The organism is Sphingomonas sp. CFBP8993, assembly GCF_034044895.1.
In the GTDB taxonomy this organism is placed as follows: Bacteria; Pseudomonadota; Alphaproteobacteria; order Sphingomonadales; family Sphingomonadaceae; genus Sphingomonas.
Genome location: NZ_JAXCWU010000001.1, coordinates 405238 through 420469, shown reverse-complemented (window position 1 = coordinate 420469; position 15232 = coordinate 405238). Strand labels below are relative to the sequence as shown.

The following is a 15232-nucleotide window of genomic DNA, read 5'->3' as shown; positions in this document are numbered from 1 at the left end:
GAGCGATGACGGGATCTCGCGCGCCGCGTAACGCGATCATCGACATCGGCTCCAACTCGGTCCGCCTCGTCGTCTATCAGGGGCCTGCCAGACTGCCTGCGACCCTTTTCAACGAGAAGGTTATGGCGGGCCTGGGACGCGGGCTGGCCGCCACCGGCGCGATCGAGCCCGCCTCGCTGGGCAAGGCGCAAGTGGCGTTGGCCCGTTTCGCTAGCCTGGCGCGGGAAATGGGCGTCCACTCGTTGCGCACGGTGGCGACGGCGGCGGTCCGCGATGCGGCCAATGGCGGCGAACTGATCGCGTGTGCCGAGTCGCTCGGCCTTGAGGTCGAGGTGCTGTCGGGCGAGCAGGAGGCCAAGGCGGCGGGCGAGGGCGTGCTATCGGCCATCCCAGACGCAGACGGCATTGTCGGCGATCTCGGCGGCGGCAGCCTGGAACTGGTGCGGGTGCGTGACGGCGGCGTCGAGGATCGGGTGTCCTTCCCGCTCGGCGTGCTGCGTATTCCTGCCCTGCGCGAAAAGGGCGGCAAGAGTTTCGAACGACAGATCGCCCGCCTGATCGAGGATGCGGGCTGGCAGGGGCGGGGGCGCGGACTGCCCTTCTACTTGGTGGGTGGATCGTGGCGGGCGCTCGCGCGGCTGGATATGGCACTGGCAGACTATCCATTGCCGATCATTCACCATTACGAACTGACGTCCGCGGATATCCTGCGCCTGTCGCGAACCATTCCGCATCTCAGCCGCGCACGCCTTCGCGAGGTGAAGGAATTGTCGTCCAGCCGTGCCGCGACGCTCGGCGATGCGACCGCGCTGCTGGCCATGCTGCTGAAATATCTGGGGAGCAGCACGACGGTCGTCTCGGCCTATGGGCTGCGCGAGGGATTGCTCTATGGCGCGCTCGATGCCCGTACGCGCGCGCTCGATCCGCTGATCGTCGCCGCGCGTGAGGAGGGGCGGTTGCTCGGCCGTTTCCCGGAGCATGGCGACCTGCTCGAACAGTGGATCGCGCCGCTATTTACGGGCGAGTCGACCGCCGAGGCGCGACTGCGTCATGCGGCCTGCCTCCTTGCCGATGTGGGCTGGCGAGCGAACCCCGAGTTTCGCGCAGAGCGCGGAGTGGAGATCGCGTTGCACGGCAACTGGGTCGGGATCGACGCACAGGGCCGGGCGATGCTGGCGCAGGCATTGCACACGAGCCTGGGTGGTGGGTTGGACGTGCCGTCGCCGCTTACCGAACTGGCGACCCCGGCACAGCTCAAGCTCGCGACGAGCTGGGGCCTTGCCATCCGGCTGGGTCAGCGGCTCAGCGCCGGACTGGCGGGTCCGCTCGAACGAACGTCGCTCGTCCTGGGGGATGCCACCTTGGGGCTGGCCTTGGCCGACACCGATCGTGGCTTTTACGGCGAGGCGGTCGAGCGCCGCCATGCCACGCTGGCGACGGCGCTCGGCAAGACCCCGGAGCGGATCAGCCGCAGCGAAGGCGCGTAACGCGGCCCTGATCATCGGTTTCGATGTTCAGGCGGTCGGGGCGATAATCCATCGTCACGACCGTACCGGGGGCGATGACGCGAAGCGACGCCGCGCTTGAGGTCTTGAGTATCTGAGCACGTAGCGATTCGCTCCAGACCTTGCCGACGAGGTGGGCGACCCGGGCATCGCCGCACGCGCCCGATCCGGCGTTCTGCTCGGACTTGGTCATCGGGGCGCAGGCGGCGAGGCCGATCAGGGCGGGCATCGCGGACAGGCGGATCATGCGACCTCCTCGGTATTGCGCACCATCTTCAGCTTGCCGCCCTTCACCACGAAGCCGGTCCGCCCCTCGACCAGATCCAGCGCGTCGCGACCGAATTGTTCGAAGCGCCAGCCGTCCAGGATCGACAGGCCGGACCGGACGCCCGCCGCCAGCATTTCCAGATCGTCGGCACGCGCCAGCAGACGCGGCGCTACGTCGATATCGCGTGCCCGGATCTTCAGCAGCAGCTTGAGCAGATCGGCCACCAGCGCGCCTTCGCGACCCAACCCGGGCTTGCGATCGTCGCGCGCGGGCAATTCGTCGGCATCGAGCGGTTCGGCCGCCTCCAGCGCATCCATCAGGCGCGCACCGATATCATTGCCGCCCCAGGTGGCGGACAACCCGCGCACCTTGGCGAGATCGGCCTGCTTGCGCGGCGGGTGCCCGGCCAGGTCGGCCAGCGTCTCGTCCTTGACGATGCGACCGCGCGGCAGATCCTTGGCCTGCGCCTCCAGCTCGCGCCATCGGGCCAGTGCCTTCAGGCGGCCGAGCAGGTCGGGCTTGCGCCCCGACACACGCACCCGCTTCCAGGCCAGATCGGGATCATTGGCATAATGCGCCGGATCGGCCAGCCGCTCCATTTCCTGATCCAGCCACGCGCCGCGCCCGGTCTTGCGCAAGCGCTCCAGCATCTTGGGAAAGATCGCGGCGAGGTGGGTCACGTCGCCGATGGCGTAATCGACCTGGCGCTGGTCGAGCGGACGGCGCGACCAGTCGGTGAAGCGCGCGCCCTTGTCGACCTGAATACCCAGCCAGCTATCGACCAGGTTGGAATAGCCGATCTGCTCACCCTGGCCCAGTGCCATGGCCGCGATCTGGGTATCGAACAGCGGGTGCGGGGTCTTGCCGGTCAGGTTGTAGATGATCTCGATATCCTGCCCACCGGCATGGAAGACCTTCAGCACGTCGTCATTGTTGACCAGCAGGTCGAGCAGCGGCGTCATGTCGAGCCCGGGCGCCTTGGGATCGACCGCGGCGGCTTCCTGCGTATCGGCGATCTGGATCAGGCAGAGTTCGGGCCAATAGGTGCTCTCTCGCATGAACTCGGTATCGACCATGACATAGTCGGCTTGCGAGAGGCGGGCGCAAAGATTGGCGAGCGTGGCGCTGTCGGTAATCAACGGATGAACGTGCATCGCATGCACATAGCCCGACCTGTGCGGGTTGACAAAGAGGAACGCATACAAAGGCGGCTTGGGGTCGGTTCGGGGCCCTTTCGGGCACATTGCCATTGACAAATTGGGGGTGGGCGGGGAAGCGGCGAGACTTTCCCCAGACGTACAGAGAATGTCCGCCATGCACGCCTATCGTACCCACACCTGCGCCGCGCTGACTGCTGAGGCGGTCGGCGAGACGGTCCGCCTGTCCGGCTGGGTCCACCGCAAGCGCGATCATGGCGGCGTGCTGTTCGTCGATCTGCGCGATCATTACGGCATCACCCAGATCGTCGCCGACAGCGACACGCCCGCGCTGGCCATTCTGGAAAGCGTGCGCGTCGAGTCGGTCGTGACGATCGACGGCGTGGTGAAGGCGCGCTCGGCGGGCACGATCAACCCGAACCTCGCGACCGGCGAGATCGAGGTGTTCGCACGCGGCGCGACCATATTGTCGGCCGCCGAGGAACTGCCGATGCCGGTGGCGGGCGAGCAGGAATATCCCGAAGATATCCGCCTGCGCTACCGCTTCCTCGACCTGCGTCGCGAGACGCTGCACACGAACATCGTGCGCCGGACGCAAGTGATTTCCGACATGCGGCGTCGCATGGAAGCAGGCGGCTTCACCGAATATTCGACGCCGATCCTGACCGCCTCCTCGCCCGAGGGTGCGCGCGACTTCTTGGTGCCGAGCCGCATCCATCCGGGCAAGTTCTACGCGCTGCCCCAGGCGCCGCAGCAATATAAGCAGTTGCTGATGGTCGCCGGGTTCGACCGCTATTTCCAGATCGCGCCCTGCTTCCGCGACGAGGACCCGCGCGCCGACCGCCTGCCGGGTGAGTTCTACCAGCTCGACCTGGAGATGAGCTTCGTTACCCAGGAAGAAGTGTGGGAGACGATGGAGCCGGTGATCGGCGGCATCTTCGAGAAGTTCGCCAACGGCCGCACCGTCACGCCGGTAGGCCAGTTCCCGCGCATTCCCTATTCGGAGTCGATGCTGAAATATGGCAACGACAAGCCCGATCTGCGCAATCCACTGATCATCACCGATGTCTCGGAGCATTTCACGACCTCGGGCTTCGGCCTATTCGAGAAGATCGTCGGTTCGGGTGGCGTCGTGCGCGCGATCCCGGCGCCCAAGACCGCGGAGAAGAGCCGCAAGTTCTTCGACGAGATGAACGAGTGGGCCCGCGCCGAGGGCCATGCAGGCCTGGGCTATGTCACCCGCAAGGGCGGCGAGTTCGGCGGCCCCATCGCCAAGAACCATGGCACCGACGGTATGGAAGCCCTTTACGCCGCGCTCGACCTTGGCCCCGATGACGGCCTGTTCTTTGCGGCAGGCAAGGTCGAGGCAGCCGCCAAACTGGCCGGTCTGGCGCGCACCCGCGTCGCCGAGCAGCTGGGCCTGATCGAGGAGGGTGCGTTCCGCCTGTGCTGGATCGTCGACTTCCCCTTCTACGAGTGGGACGAGGACGAGAAGAAGGTCGAGTTCGCGCACAACCCCTTCTCGATGCCGCAGGGTGGCATGGAGGCGCTGAACTCCGCCGATCCGCTGTCGCTCAAGGCGTACCAGTACGACCTGGTCTGCAATGGCTTCGAGATCGCATCGGGCTCGATCCGTAACCAGTCGCCGGACCTTATGGTCGCCGCGTTCGAGAAGGTCGGCCTGTCGAAGGCGGATGTTGAGGAACGGTTTGGCGGCCTCTACCGCGCGTTCCAGTACGGCGCGCCGCCGCATGGTGGCATGGCGGCCGGTGTCGATCGTATCGTCATGCTGATTTGCGGCGCGCAGAACCTGCGCGAAATCTCGCTGTTCCCGATGAACCAGCGCGCCGAAGATCTGCTGATGGGCGCGCCCAGCCTGCCCAGTAACAAGCAGATGCGCGAATTGTCGCTGCGCTCGACCGCGGAGCCCAAGAAGGATGTGGAGCAGGTCGCCGCCGTTTCGGCTGGCTAAGCCCAACTTCACAACGCAATAAAAAAGGGCGGGCGCCGGTTTCGGCGTCCGCCCTTTCCGTGTCGGGTCCGGGCCGGGGGCCCGGACCGACTTCCTTAAGCCGTAGCCAGGGCCGGAGCGGCGGGCTTGAACTCGCCGTTCTCGTCCATCAGGTGCAGCACGCCGTCGGCGATCGCGAAATAGGCGCCACGCAGGGTCAGCGTGCCCGCTTCCTCACGCTTGGTGACGAAGGGGAAGGTGCGCAGGTTCGCGATCGACGTGCGGACCGATTCCAGCTCCATCTCACGCATCGCGTCGGCACCGTCACCGTGCTTGGCGATGACCTTTTCGCGGGCACCGTCGAGCAGGCTGACCCAATCGGACACGAAGCCACCTTCGCCCTGGGCGGCATGGGCAAATCCTTGCGTCAACGCCGCCTTGCAGCCGCCGCAGGCACCGTGGCCCATGATGACCACGTCGGTCACTTCCAGCTGCGTCACCGCGAATTCCAGCGCCGCCGAAACGCCATGATGGCCACCGCCCGTCTCGAACGGGGGAACGAGGTTGGCGACGTTACGCACGACGAAGATTTCGCCGGGCAGCGTGTCGAAGATCTGCGCCGGATCGACGCGGCTGTCCGAACAGGCGATCACCATCACCTTGGGGCTCTGGCCTTCCTTCAACTCGGCCCAGCGATCGCGCTGGCGACGCCAATCCGACGTCCGAAAGCGCTGATAGCCATCCACGAGGTCGTTAAAGTCGGTCATTGCTCTCTCTTATCCCATGAAGGAACCATTCGTGTAGCAGCGAACCCGAGCAGGGCCGTTTCGGTTCCATATCAAAGTATGTCTAACACCAGCGTGTCCAGCATGTGAAGGCTGTCGCGAGGCATTGTGTCCAGCCCGCTCCATCGCTATTTCGCGAAGCATGAACGAGTTGACCCCGCTGGTCGCGCCGGTGCGCGCACGCAAGCCCGACTGGATCCGCGTCAAGGCCCCGACGAGCGCCGGTTTCGCCGCGACACGCGAACTGATGCGCGCCAAGAGCCTGACGACCGTTTGTGAAGAGGCTGCCTGCCCGAACATCGGCGAATGCTGGTCGAAGAAGCATGCGACCGTCATGATCCTGGGCGACACCTGCACCCGCGCCTGCGCCTTCTGCAACGTCAAGACCGGCATGCCGCGCAAGGTCGACGCAATGGAGCCGCAGAACGTCGCCGACGCCGCGGCGCAGATGGGGCTGAACCATATCGTCGTCACCTCGGTCGATCGCGACGATCTGCCCGATGGCGGCGCCTCGCAGTTCGTGAAGGTGATCCAAGCCCTTCGCCGGACCACGCCGAACACCACGATCGAGATATTGACCCCGGACTTCCGCAACAAGGCGCAGGCCGCGATCGAGTCGATCGTCGAGGCGCGTCCTGACGTGTACAATCACAATCTCGAAACGGTGCCCCGGCTTTATCCGACGATCCGGCCGGGTGCGCGTTATTATGCATCGCTGCGCCTGCTCGAGAGCGTGAAGCGCCACGATCCCTCGATCTTCACCAAGTCTGGCGTGATGCTCGGCTTGGGCGAGGAGCGGCTCGAAATCCATCAGGTGATGGACGACATGCGCTCGGCCGACATCGATTTCCTGACGATGGGCCAGTATCTTCAGCCGACGCCGCGCCATGCCAAGGTCGCCGAGTTCGTGACACCCAAGGCGTTCGACGCCTATGCCGCGATCGCACGCGCCAAGGGTTTCCTGCTGGTCGCCAGTTCGCCGCTGACCCGGTCGAGCTATCACGCCGGTGACGATTTCGAGCGGCTGCGCGCGGCGCGCGAGGCGAAGCTGGCGCCCGCGCGCTGATGCCCAAGCATAGCGAGACGCGGCATCTGCCCTATACGCCGGAGCAGATGTTCGATCTGGTCGCCGACGTGGCGCGCTATCCCGAATTCCTGCCCTGGGTTTCGGCCATGCGCGTCCGCTCGGACACGTCGACCGAGACGGTCGCCGACATGATCGTCGGGTTCAAGGGCCTGCGTGAGACGTTCACCAGTCGCGTCACCAAGTCGCGGCCGGAGTCGATCGACGTTGATTATCTCGACGGGCCGCTAAAATATCTGCGCAACAACTGGCGCTTCCGCCCCGAGGAACATGGGTGTGCGGTCGACTTCACCGTCGACTTCGCCTTCAAGAACCGGGTATTCGAGATGCTGGCGGGCCAAGTGTTCGGCACCGCGCTCCGCCGGATGATCGGCGCGTTCGAAGACCGCGCCGCCAAGCTTTACGGCAGCAACAATTCCAGCGCCAACAGCGCCGCCTGAAGCCGGATCGCCCCGCGACCGATATCACCGAATTCGTGACGCTCGGCCTTTACCTCTTCTGGGTCGCCGCCGCGTAGCGCCTGGGCGAAGACGACGGTGCCGACCGGCTTCTTCGCCGTTCCGCCGCCCGGGCCCGCGACACCGGTGATGGCGACCGCGACATCGGCGTCGCTCGCCGCCAAGGCGCCCCGCGCCATGCCCCAGGCCGTGGCGGTCGACACCGCACCGAATGTCTCGATCACTTCCGGATTGACGTTCAGCAGCGCGATCTTCGCCTGGTTGGAATAGGTGACGAACCCCGCCTCGACCACGTCCGAGGATCCGGGAATCTCGGTCAGCGCGGCCGACACCAGCCCGCCGGTGCAGCTCTCGGCCACGGCGACCCGGCGACCCGCCGCCCGGTTGGCGACGACTACACGCTCGGCCAGCTCGACCAGCTCGCGGGGAAGAAGCACGTCCATCAGCGGTTCCCGTTCGTGCAAAGCGGCAGATCGGGCACGGCGACCTGCCGCCCGCGTGCCTTTTCCGTCTTCAGATACTGCAACGCGGTCACCACGACCGAAGCCATGTTGCGCGGGGGCAGGGGGGCAAGCTGGGTCACCAACCGGTCGATCGTCCCGCAATCCTCCAGGCCGATCCGCCCCACGATGAAGGGCACGAGCAGCGAGGTGAGCAGCGGGCGGGCATAGTCCGACTGGAGCAGCGTATCGATCGCCGGATCGGACAGTTTCACGATGGCCGCCCGCGCGGCAGGCCAGGCCTGGTCCGCCGCGCCCTCATATTTGGAGATCAGGGTGCCGTTGCCGCGGATCAGGCTGTTGGCGGGCAGGCGTGCGCCGCAGACCCGGCCCGTCTCACGAAGGATGTCGGGCATCGCGACCAGGGTCATCGCCTCCGCCTCCGGGGCGGTGATGCATGCGCGGGCCTGGGCGCTGGCAACCTCCGGCGCGGTCAGTGCGGCCAATGCCGCGAACAGCGCAAACCGCTTCACGCTGCGGCCCCACCGGGCAGCCGGACCGTCGCCACCGCCTGGGTCGCGATACCCTCGCCACGCCCGGTAAATCCCAGGCGTTCGGTGGTCGTCGCCTTCAGGCTGACGCGGCTCTGATCGATATTCAGCAGGCCTGCGATGCGCTCCACCATGGCGGCGCGATGCGGACCGATCTTCGGGGCCTCGCAGATGATGGTCAGATCGACGAAATCGATCCGGCCGCCCTTGTCCGCGATCAGCTTGGCGGCGTGCTGGAGGAACTGCCCCGACTCGGCACCTTTCCACTGCGGATCGCTGGGGGGGAAATGCGTGCCGATATCGCCCGCGGCGATCGTGCCAAGCAATGCATCGGTCAGCGCATGGAGCGCGACATCGGCGTCGCTGTGGCCGGACAAGCCCTGATGATGCGGAATGAGCACGCCGCCCAGCCACAATTCCTCGCCATCTTCCAGGCGATGCACGTCATAGCCCATCGCGGTCCGGGTTTCCCAGGTCAGTCGCATATCGGCTCCGGTCATGTCGTCGGGATAGGTGATTTTCTCGAGCATGGGATCGCCCTGCACCAAAGCGACGCGTCCGCCAAGCCGTCGCACCATCTGCGCGTCGTCGGTCGCTTCCGCCCCGGCGGGCCAGGCGGCATGGGCGGCGATGACCGCCTGGAGGTGAAAGCCCTGCGGCGTCTGAACCCGCACGACGTCGTCGCGCGGCACGGTGGCGCCGAGCACTCCGCTGTCTGACCGGGCCAGCGTATCGGCAACCGGCAGGACCGGCATCGCTCCATCGGCCGAGGCCAGGCCGCCCAGCACGCGGTCGATCACCTCGGCGGATAGAAAGGGGCGGGCGGCATCGTGGATCAGCACCTTGTCGATTCCTGCCACCGCCAGATGACGCAGCCCCCGTGCCACCGATTCGCGGCGGCTGGCCCCGCCTGCTTCGATCCAGGCGTCGGGGAGAAGGGCACGGGCATGGTCCTGCTGATCCTCCGCAACGACTGTCAGGACCTGTGCGATCATCGGGTGATCCGATAGGGCGGCGTGGCTCCATGCAATCATCGGGCGGCCGCCCAGATCGCGGAACTGCTTGGGGATACCGCCGCCCATCCGGCTGCCGCCGCCCGCCGCGACGATCAACGCGCCGATCTTTTCGTCCTGGCTCATCGCTTCCGCCTAGCGGCTTTTGAGCAAGGTCGCCAATCTTGCCTTCGCGAGCTCGTTGCGGTAAGGCGCGTGCTTAATTTTCAGGCAGTATGATGCGTAACCTCGCTCCCATTCAGGTCGGTCCGGTGACGATCGACAGCCCCGTCGTGCTGGCACCGATGACCGGTGTCACCGACATGCCGTTCCGCACGCTCGTCCGCCGCTACGGATCGGGCCTGAACGTCACCGAGATGATCGCCAGTCAGGCCGCGATCCGCGAGACGCGCCAGTCGATCCAGAAGGCCGCTTGGCATCCGCTCGAAGAACCCGTGTCGATGCAGTTGGTCGGCTGCACGCCCTATGAGATGGGAGAAGCGGCCAAGCTGAACGCCGATCGCGGTGCGGCGATCATCGACATCAATATGGGCTGTCCGGTGCGCAAGGTCGTCAATGGTGATGCAGGTTCGGCGCTGATGCGTGACCTGAAGCTGGCGTCTGAAATCATTCGCGCGACCGTCGAGGCGGTCGACGTGCCCGTCACGCTGAAGATGCGGATGGGCTGGTGCCATGATAGCCTGAACGCTCCCGAGCTGGCCCGCATCGCCGAGGATATCGGGGTCAGGATGATCACTGTCCACGGACGCACCCGCAACCAGATGTACAAGGGCAGCGCCGACTGGGCCTTCATCCGCAACGTCAAGGATGCGGTTTCTATTCCCGTCATCGCCAATGGTGACATCTGTTCGATCGACGACGCCGATGCGGCGCTCGACCAGTCGGGTGCGGATGGCATCATGATCGGCCGCGGCGCCTATGGCCGCCCCTGGCTGCTGGGGCAGGTCATGCACTGGTTCGCGACCGGCGAACGGCGTGAGGACCCACCGCTTGACGAGCAATATCGCGCCGTCACAGGACATTATGATGCGATGCTCGAGCATTATGGCACCGAGACCGGGGTCAATATGGCTCGCAAGCATATCGGCTGGTATACGCGCGGCCTGCATGGCTCGGCGGAGTTCCGCAACAAGGTGAACCAGGAGGCGAGCGCCGACCGGGTCAAGGCGATGCTGTACGACTTCTACATGCCGCAGATCGAGCTTGCCGAGGCGGCCTGAGACGGGCGGCCATGGTCGCCCCGGTTTTGCTGCGATGTTCGCGGCTCTGCCCGTGGCCATCGTGGTGGTCGATCCCGACGATCGCATCGCCCATGCCAACGCCCTGGCCGAGCAACTGCTCAATCTGTCCGAGCGCCTGATGGTCGGACAGCCGGTCGACGCGATCCTGCCCCCGCCCGATGCGCCGCGCAGCCGCAACGGGCATGGCTTTGCCGTCTATGACACGGTGATCGCCACGCCCCATGGGCCCAAAATCCGTGTCGACTTCGTCGAGGCGCAGATACCCGATCACGCCGGGTGGCGCGCCATCACATTGCACAGCGCGGGGTCGTCGCGTCGGCTGGGCCATGCCTCCGATCGAAGCGCCGGGGCCCGCGCGGCGATCGGTGCGGCCGCGATGCTGGCGCATGAGATCAAGAACCCGTTGTCGGGCATCCGGGGGGCGGCGCAACTGCTCAACGGCGGGGAGTTGACGACCCTGATCACGACCGAGGTCGACCGCATCGCCGCGCTGATCGACCGGATGCAGGATTTCAGCGATACCAGGCCCTTGCCGCTGGCATCGGAGAATATCTATCCGCTGCTCACGCATGCACGCGGCGTCGCACTGGCAGGGTTCGCGCGCGGCGTTCCGGTCGAGGAGCGATTCGACCCCTCGCTCCCGCCGGCGCGGATCAACCGCGACGCGATGCTGCAGATCATCATCAACCTGTTGAAGAACGCGCGCGAAGCCGTTCGCGAAGTTCGCAATCCCCGTATCATCCTGACCACAGCCTATCGCCACGGCATGTCGGTCAGCACTGGCGAGGGGCGTCCGCGCCTTCCCCTGCCGATCGAGATCTGCGTCATCGATAACGGCCCCGGCGCACCCGCCGATATTGCCGATCACCTGTTCGATCCGTTCGTCTCCGGCCGCAGGGAGGGGCAGGGGCTTGGCCTTGCGCTCGTCGACAAGCTGGTTCGCGACATGAGCGGCATCATCCAATATGCCAGAGAGGGTTCGCCCGAGATGACCGTCCTGCGATTGCTGTTGCCGAGGGCTCAGGCATGAGCCACGTTCTGGTGGTCGATGACGATGCCGCGATCCGCACGGTCGTCGGGCAGGCGCTGCGCCGTGCCGGACATGACGTGACGTCGGTCGAAACGCTCGCCAAGCTCGACCGCGTTCTGGCGGATGGCGCGCCGGACGTCCTGGTCACCGACGTCATCCTGCCCGACGGCGACGGGATCGATCATATCCGCAGCGTCGCGCAGCGTTTTCCGGCGCTCCCCATCATCATCCTGTCGGCGCAGAATACGCTGACGACGGCGGTTCGTGCGGCCGAGGTCGGCGCCTACGAATATCTACCCAAGCCGTTCGACCTCGATGCCCTGACCCATGCGGTGGCGGGCGCGCTGGCGCGGGGTGGCGTTATTGTCGAGGACGGGCTGGGGGAGGATGATCGCGCGCTGCCGCTGATCGGGCGGTCACCCGCGATGCAGGGCGTGTACCGCGTGATCGCGCGCGTCGTGTCGACCGACCTGACCGTTCTGGTGTCCGGGGAGTCGGGGACCGGCAAGGAACTGGTCGCGCGGGCGATCCACGATCTGGGCGCGCGCCGGGCTGCGCCCTTCGTCGCGATCAACATGGCCGCGATCCCGCGCGAACTCATCGAGGCGGAACTGTTCGGCCATGAACGTGGCGCCTTTACCGGAGCCGCACAGCGTAACGCCGGGCGGTTCGAACAGGCGGCCGGTGGCACCCTGTTCCTCGACGAGATCGGCGACATGCCGATGGAGGCACAGACCCGCCTGCTGCGGGTCCTGCAATCCGGTGAATTCACGACCGTCGGGGGGGCGCGAACGATCCACACCGATGTCCGCATCGTCGCGGCGACCAACCGTGATCTCAGCCAGCAGGTTGCCTCGGGCCAGTTCCGCGAAGACCTGTTCTACCGTCTCAACGTGGTTCCGATCGCACTGCCCGCCCTGCGCGAGCGACGGCAGGACATTCCCCTGCTGGCCCGCCATTTTCTGGAGAACGCAGCGCTGCAAGGTCTGCCGAAGCGGCGGATCGACAGCCATGCGCTCGACGTCCTGGTCACGCATGACTGGCCCGGCAATGTCCGCGAACTGGAAAACATGATGCGGCGGCTGGCGGTGCTGGCTCGTGACGAGGTCATCGACGGCGAAGCGGTCCGCACCATGCTGGGCGAGAGCCGTTCGCAGGCCACGTCTGCCGAGGGTGCCGGGGACGGCAATATGGCAGCAGCCGTCCGCGCCTTTCTCACCCGACTGGCGACGAGCCATCCCGCCGCGCTGGATGACGGCACGCTATACGACCGGATCATCGGCGAGGTGGAACGCCCGCTGATCGAGGCGATGCTGGCACGCCACGGTGGAAATCAGCTCCGTACCGCGCGCGCCATGGGGATCAATCGCAACACGTTACGCAAACGTCTCGACAGCCTCGACATTCCGGCCAACGGAGACGATTAACCGGTCACCATGCTGACATAATTTTTAGGAATTGTGGCTTGCGGGTCACGCTTCACGTTGTACTATTGCAACTATGTCGGCGTCCCTCAAGCCTGCTGATACTGCCGAAACATCGCGATCCCGCTTCGCGGTGACGCCCGTGATGGAGATGGTGGTCATCGTCGGGGCGGTCACCATCGCGGTCGGCACCTATGTCTTCATCGCCAGTCGCCACGATACGCAGGGGCTGATCGCGCCGCCCGTCATGGCCGCATTGCTGGCGTTGAACCTGGTTCCGGGTGTTCTGCTGCTGATGTTGCTGGGGCGCCGGGTCGCGATGCGGCGCGCGGCGTTGTCGCCGGTCGGTGGGGGCGGACGGCTGCATGTCCGGCTTGTGGCGCTGTTCTCGCTGACCGCCAGCGTGCCGATCCTGCTGACCGTCGTCACCGCCTCGATCCTGTTTCAATCCTCTGCGGAGTTCTGGATCTCCGATCGGGCGCGAAAGGCCTTTGGCGACGCGATGGATATCGCCCGCGAATCGCAGCAGCAGATCATCAAGCGCTGGGTCGATACCGGCCGCGCCATGTCGCAGGATCTGGGCCGCAACCTCCCGCTGCTGCGCGAGAATCCGCGCGACTTCCACGATTACCTTCTGCAGCAGACGGTCGTCCGCGACACGGTGGAATCGGTCGTCTTCTCCTTCGACGCCAAGCAAGGCTTCAAATTCTACGATTTCTTCAATCAGCCCTCGGACACGACGTTCCGCGAACTGGTGACGCCCGAGATGATCCAGCAGGCCAGCCGCCTGAGCCGCCCGGAAGTGGGGATCAATGAGCAGCGGGTCTGGGTCGTCACGCCGCTACCTCAGGGCAATGGCCTGATGCTCTATATCGGCACGCCGGTGAATGCCGAGTTTCTGAGCAAACAGCATTTCGCGGCCGAGGACGTATTCGACGATTATCGCGCGCTCCAGGGCCGCGCGCGGTCGCTCCAGCTGAAGTTCAACCTCGTCCTGTTCGCGATTGCGCTGCTGATCATCGGCATCGCCGTCTGGATCGCGCTCGCCGTGGCGGATCGCCTGGTGCGGCCGGTCGGCGAGTTGGTCGATGCCGCGCGTCGGATTGCGGGTGGTGACCTTACCGCGCGCGTTCCCGATCCGCGGACCCGGGACGAGGTTGGCACGCTGGCCAATGCGTTCAACCAGATGACCGGCCAGCTGGAACAACAGAATACCGAACTCGTCACCGCCAATGCGCAGCTCAACAACCGCCGCGCCCTGATCGAGGCGGTGATGGCCGGGGTCTCGGCTGGCGTCGTCGCGGTAGGGCGCGATCGTCAGGTCCGCATCGCCAACAACTCGGCGGATATCCTGCTGGGCGCCGATCAGGAAGGACTGGTCGGGCGCAAGCTGGGCGAGGTGGCGCCCGAGCTTGACGAACTGCTCGACCAGGGACGCCGCGAGGCGACGGTTCAGGTGGCACTGCACGGCGACATGCGGACGCTGGCGGTGCGGATCGCGCCGACGGGCGATGGGCCAATCCTGACCTTCGACGACATCACGCAGCAGCTTCTTGACCAGCGCCGTGCCGCCTGGTCCGACGTGGCGCGCCGGATCGCGCACGAGATCAAGAACCCCCTGACCCCCATCCAGCTGGCGGCCGAACGTCTTCAGCGGCGCTATGGCAAGGTGATCGGCCCCGAGGACGAAACCTTCGGCCGCCTGACCGAGACGATCGTCCGCCAGGTCGGCGATCTGCGGCGCATGGTCGATGAATTCTCGTCCTTCGCGCGCATGCCCAAGCCGGTGTTCCGCGAGGAGGCGATCGCGGATATCTGCGCCCAGGCGATGTTCCTGCATGAGGTCGCTCACCCGGACGTGAAGTTCCAGCTGGAGCAGGACGATCCCGCCCCCATGCTGGTCTGTGACCGGCGCCAGATGAGCCAGGCGCTGACCAACATCGTCAAGAATGCCGTGGAGGCCATCGAGGCACGCCCCGAAGGCATGAAGGGCGGCAAGGTGGTGATGACCGTCGGCCATCAGGCCAGCATGGTAACCATCACCGTCGTCGACAACGGCGTCGGCCTGCCGCCCGAGCGTGACCGGATCATAGAGCCCTATATGACGACACGCGCGCGGGGCACGGGGCTGGGCCTCGCGATCGTGAACAAGATCATCGAGGAACATGCCGGCACGATCGGCTTTTCCGACAATCCCTCAGGCGGCACCATCGTATCGATGATGTTCGATGCCGGTGCCCTGGCTGCACTGGATCATGGGGGCGCCGAACCCGAGCTGGCTGGGGAGGGCCAGCTCACCGCTTTGACTCGTACCCGGACGTAAAA

The 15232-nt window shown here is 65.8% G+C and carries 14 protein-coding genes; 8 read left to right on the top strand and 6 right to left on the bottom strand.

The window, feature by feature from the left end; translation table 11 throughout:
• The first annotated feature begins 5 nt into the window (after positions 1-5).
• Positions 6-1487 carry a Ppx/GppA phosphatase family protein gene (locus SOM26_RS01890; RefSeq protein WP_320451028.1) on the top strand — a complete coding sequence of 494 codons (1482 nt, stop codon included), beginning with the start codon at positions 6-8 and terminating at the stop codon, positions 1485-1487.
• Here the strand turns inward: SOM26_RS01890 and SOM26_RS01885 are convergent.
• Together SOM26_RS01885 and rnd are read right to left on the bottom strand one after the other, a co-directional pair.
• Positions 1465-1752, bottom strand: coding sequence for an I78 family peptidase inhibitor (locus SOM26_RS01885; RefSeq protein WP_320451027.1), 288 nt, complete (start codon positions 1750-1752; stop codon positions 1465-1467). The genes SOM26_RS01890 and SOM26_RS01885 overlap by 23 nt on opposite strands.
• Positions 1749-2927, bottom strand: a complete 1179-nt coding sequence (gene rnd, locus SOM26_RS01880; RefSeq protein ID WP_320451026.1) for a ribonuclease D — start codon at positions 2925-2927, stop codon at positions 1749-1751. The genes SOM26_RS01885 and rnd overlap by 4 nt, the downstream gene beginning before the upstream one ends.
• 160 nt (positions 2928-3087) lie before the next feature.
• Here rnd and aspS point away from each other — a divergent pair, with 160 nt between their 5' ends.
• Complete coding sequence (gene aspS, locus SOM26_RS01875) at positions 3088-4902, top strand: aspartate--tRNA ligase (protein ID WP_320451271.1); 1815 nt, start codon at positions 3088-3090, stop codon at positions 4900-4902.
• 95 nt (positions 4903-4997) lie between these two features.
• Here aspS and SOM26_RS01870 read toward each other — a convergent pair whose 3' ends face one another.
• Positions 4998-5648, bottom strand: a complete 651-nt coding sequence (locus tag SOM26_RS01870) for a carbonic anhydrase (RefSeq protein WP_320451025.1) — start codon at positions 5646-5648, stop codon at positions 4998-5000.
• A gap of 160 nt (positions 5649-5808) precedes the next feature.
• Here SOM26_RS01870 and lipA point away from each other — a divergent pair, with 160 nt between their 5' ends.
• A complete protein-coding gene (gene lipA / locus SOM26_RS01865; protein WP_320451024.1) occupies positions 5809-6732 on the top strand; it encodes a lipoyl synthase in 924 nt (307 codons plus the stop codon).
• Entirely contained in the window at positions 6732-7190 is a 459-nt protein-coding gene (locus tag SOM26_RS01860; protein WP_320451023.1) for a type II toxin-antitoxin system RatA family toxin, read from the top strand. The genes lipA and SOM26_RS01860 overlap by 1 nt, the downstream gene beginning before the upstream one ends.
• Here SOM26_RS01860 and SOM26_RS01855 read toward each other — a convergent pair.
• Genes SOM26_RS01855 through SOM26_RS01845 form a run of 3 tightly spaced genes read right to left on the bottom strand, consistent with a single transcriptional unit; the run spans position 7151 to position 9338 of the window.
• Positions 7151-7651 (bottom strand): CinA family protein, encoded by a 501-nt coding sequence (locus SOM26_RS01855; protein WP_320451022.1) that lies wholly within the window; start codon positions 7649-7651, stop codon positions 7151-7153. The genes SOM26_RS01860 and SOM26_RS01855 overlap by 40 nt on opposite strands.
• Entirely contained in the window at positions 7651-8181 is a 531-nt protein-coding gene (locus SOM26_RS01850) for a hypothetical protein (RefSeq protein ID WP_320451021.1), read from the bottom strand. The genes SOM26_RS01855 and SOM26_RS01850 overlap by 1 nt, the downstream gene beginning before the upstream one ends.
• Positions 8178-9338: a bifunctional 2-C-methyl-D-erythritol 4-phosphate cytidylyltransferase/2-C-methyl-D-erythritol 2,4-cyclodiphosphate synthase gene (locus SOM26_RS01845; RefSeq protein ID WP_320451020.1), complete on the bottom strand. Its 1161-nt coding sequence runs from the start codon at positions 9336-9338 to the stop codon at positions 8178-8180. Before SOM26_RS01845 ends, SOM26_RS01850 begins: the two co-directional genes overlap by 4 nt.
• A 92-nt stretch (positions 9339-9430) precedes the next feature.
• On the opposite strand from SOM26_RS01845, the gene dusB reads away from it, so the two are divergent.
• From dusB to SOM26_RS01825, 4 genes are all read left to right on the top strand, one after another.
• On the top strand, positions 9431-10432 hold the full coding sequence (dusB, locus tag SOM26_RS01840; protein WP_320451270.1) for a tRNA dihydrouridine synthase DusB: 1002 nt from the start codon (positions 9431-9433) through the stop codon (positions 10430-10432).
• A 34-nt stretch (positions 10433-10466) separates the two neighbouring features.
• Positions 10467-11483 (top strand): two-component system sensor histidine kinase NtrB, encoded by a 1017-nt coding sequence (locus tag SOM26_RS01835; RefSeq protein WP_320451019.1) that lies wholly within the window; start codon positions 10467-10469, stop codon positions 11481-11483.
• Positions 11480-12910: a nitrogen regulation protein NR(I) gene (gene ntrC / locus SOM26_RS01830; RefSeq protein ID WP_320451018.1), complete on the top strand. Its 1431-nt coding sequence runs from the start codon at positions 11480-11482 to the stop codon at positions 12908-12910. The genes SOM26_RS01835 and ntrC overlap by 4 nt, the downstream gene beginning before the upstream one ends.
• Positions 12911-12983: 73 nt before the next feature.
• Positions 12984-15230, top strand: coding sequence for a sensor histidine kinase NtrY-like (locus SOM26_RS01825; RefSeq protein WP_320451017.1), 2247 nt, complete (start codon positions 12984-12986; stop codon positions 15228-15230).
• Positions 15231-15232: the final 2 nt, after the last annotated feature.

What these genes read in the sequence shown, in the direction of transcription:
- SOM26_RS01845 (WP_320451020.1), bottom strand. Translation starts at nt 9,338, where the DNA reads ATGAGCCAGGACGAAAAGATCGGCGCGTTGATCGTCGCGGCGGGCGGC.
- SOM26_RS01885 (WP_320451027.1), bottom strand. Translation starts at nt 1,752, where the DNA reads ATGATCCGCCTGTCCGCGATGCCCGCCCTGATCGGCCTCGCCGCCTGC.
- SOM26_RS01860 (WP_320451023.1), top strand. Translation starts at nt 6,732, where the DNA reads ATGCCCAAGCATAGCGAGACGCGGCATCTGCCCTATACGCCGGAGCAG.
- SOM26_RS01890 (WP_320451028.1), top strand. Translation starts at nt 6, where the DNA reads ATGACGGGATCTCGCGCGCCGCGTAACGCGATCATCGACATCGGCTCC.
- lipA (WP_320451024.1), top strand. Translation starts at nt 5,809, where the DNA reads ATGAACGAGTTGACCCCGCTGGTCGCGCCGGTGCGCGCACGCAAGCCC.
- SOM26_RS01870 (WP_320451025.1), bottom strand. Translation starts at nt 5,648, where the DNA reads ATGACCGACTTTAACGACCTCGTGGATGGCTATCAGCGCTTTCGGACG.
- ntrC (WP_320451018.1), top strand. Translation starts at nt 11,480, where the DNA reads ATGAGCCACGTTCTGGTGGTCGATGACGATGCCGCGATCCGCACGGTC.
- SOM26_RS01835 (WP_320451019.1), top strand. Translation starts at nt 10,467, where the DNA reads ATGTTCGCGGCTCTGCCCGTGGCCATCGTGGTGGTCGATCCCGACGAT.
- aspS (WP_320451271.1), top strand. Translation starts at nt 3,088, where the DNA reads ATGCACGCCTATCGTACCCACACCTGCGCCGCGCTGACTGCTGAGGCG.
- SOM26_RS01855 (WP_320451022.1), bottom strand. Translation starts at nt 7,651, where the DNA reads ATGGACGTGCTTCTTCCCCGCGAGCTGGTCGAGCTGGCCGAGCGTGTA.
- dusB (WP_320451270.1), top strand. Translation starts at nt 9,431, where the DNA reads ATGCGTAACCTCGCTCCCATTCAGGTCGGTCCGGTGACGATCGACAGC.
- SOM26_RS01825 (WP_320451017.1), top strand. Translation starts at nt 12,984, where the DNA reads ATGTCGGCGTCCCTCAAGCCTGCTGATACTGCCGAAACATCGCGATCC.
- rnd (WP_320451026.1), bottom strand. Translation starts at nt 2,927, where the DNA reads ATGCACGTTCATCCGTTGATTACCGACAGCGCCACGCTCGCCAATCTT.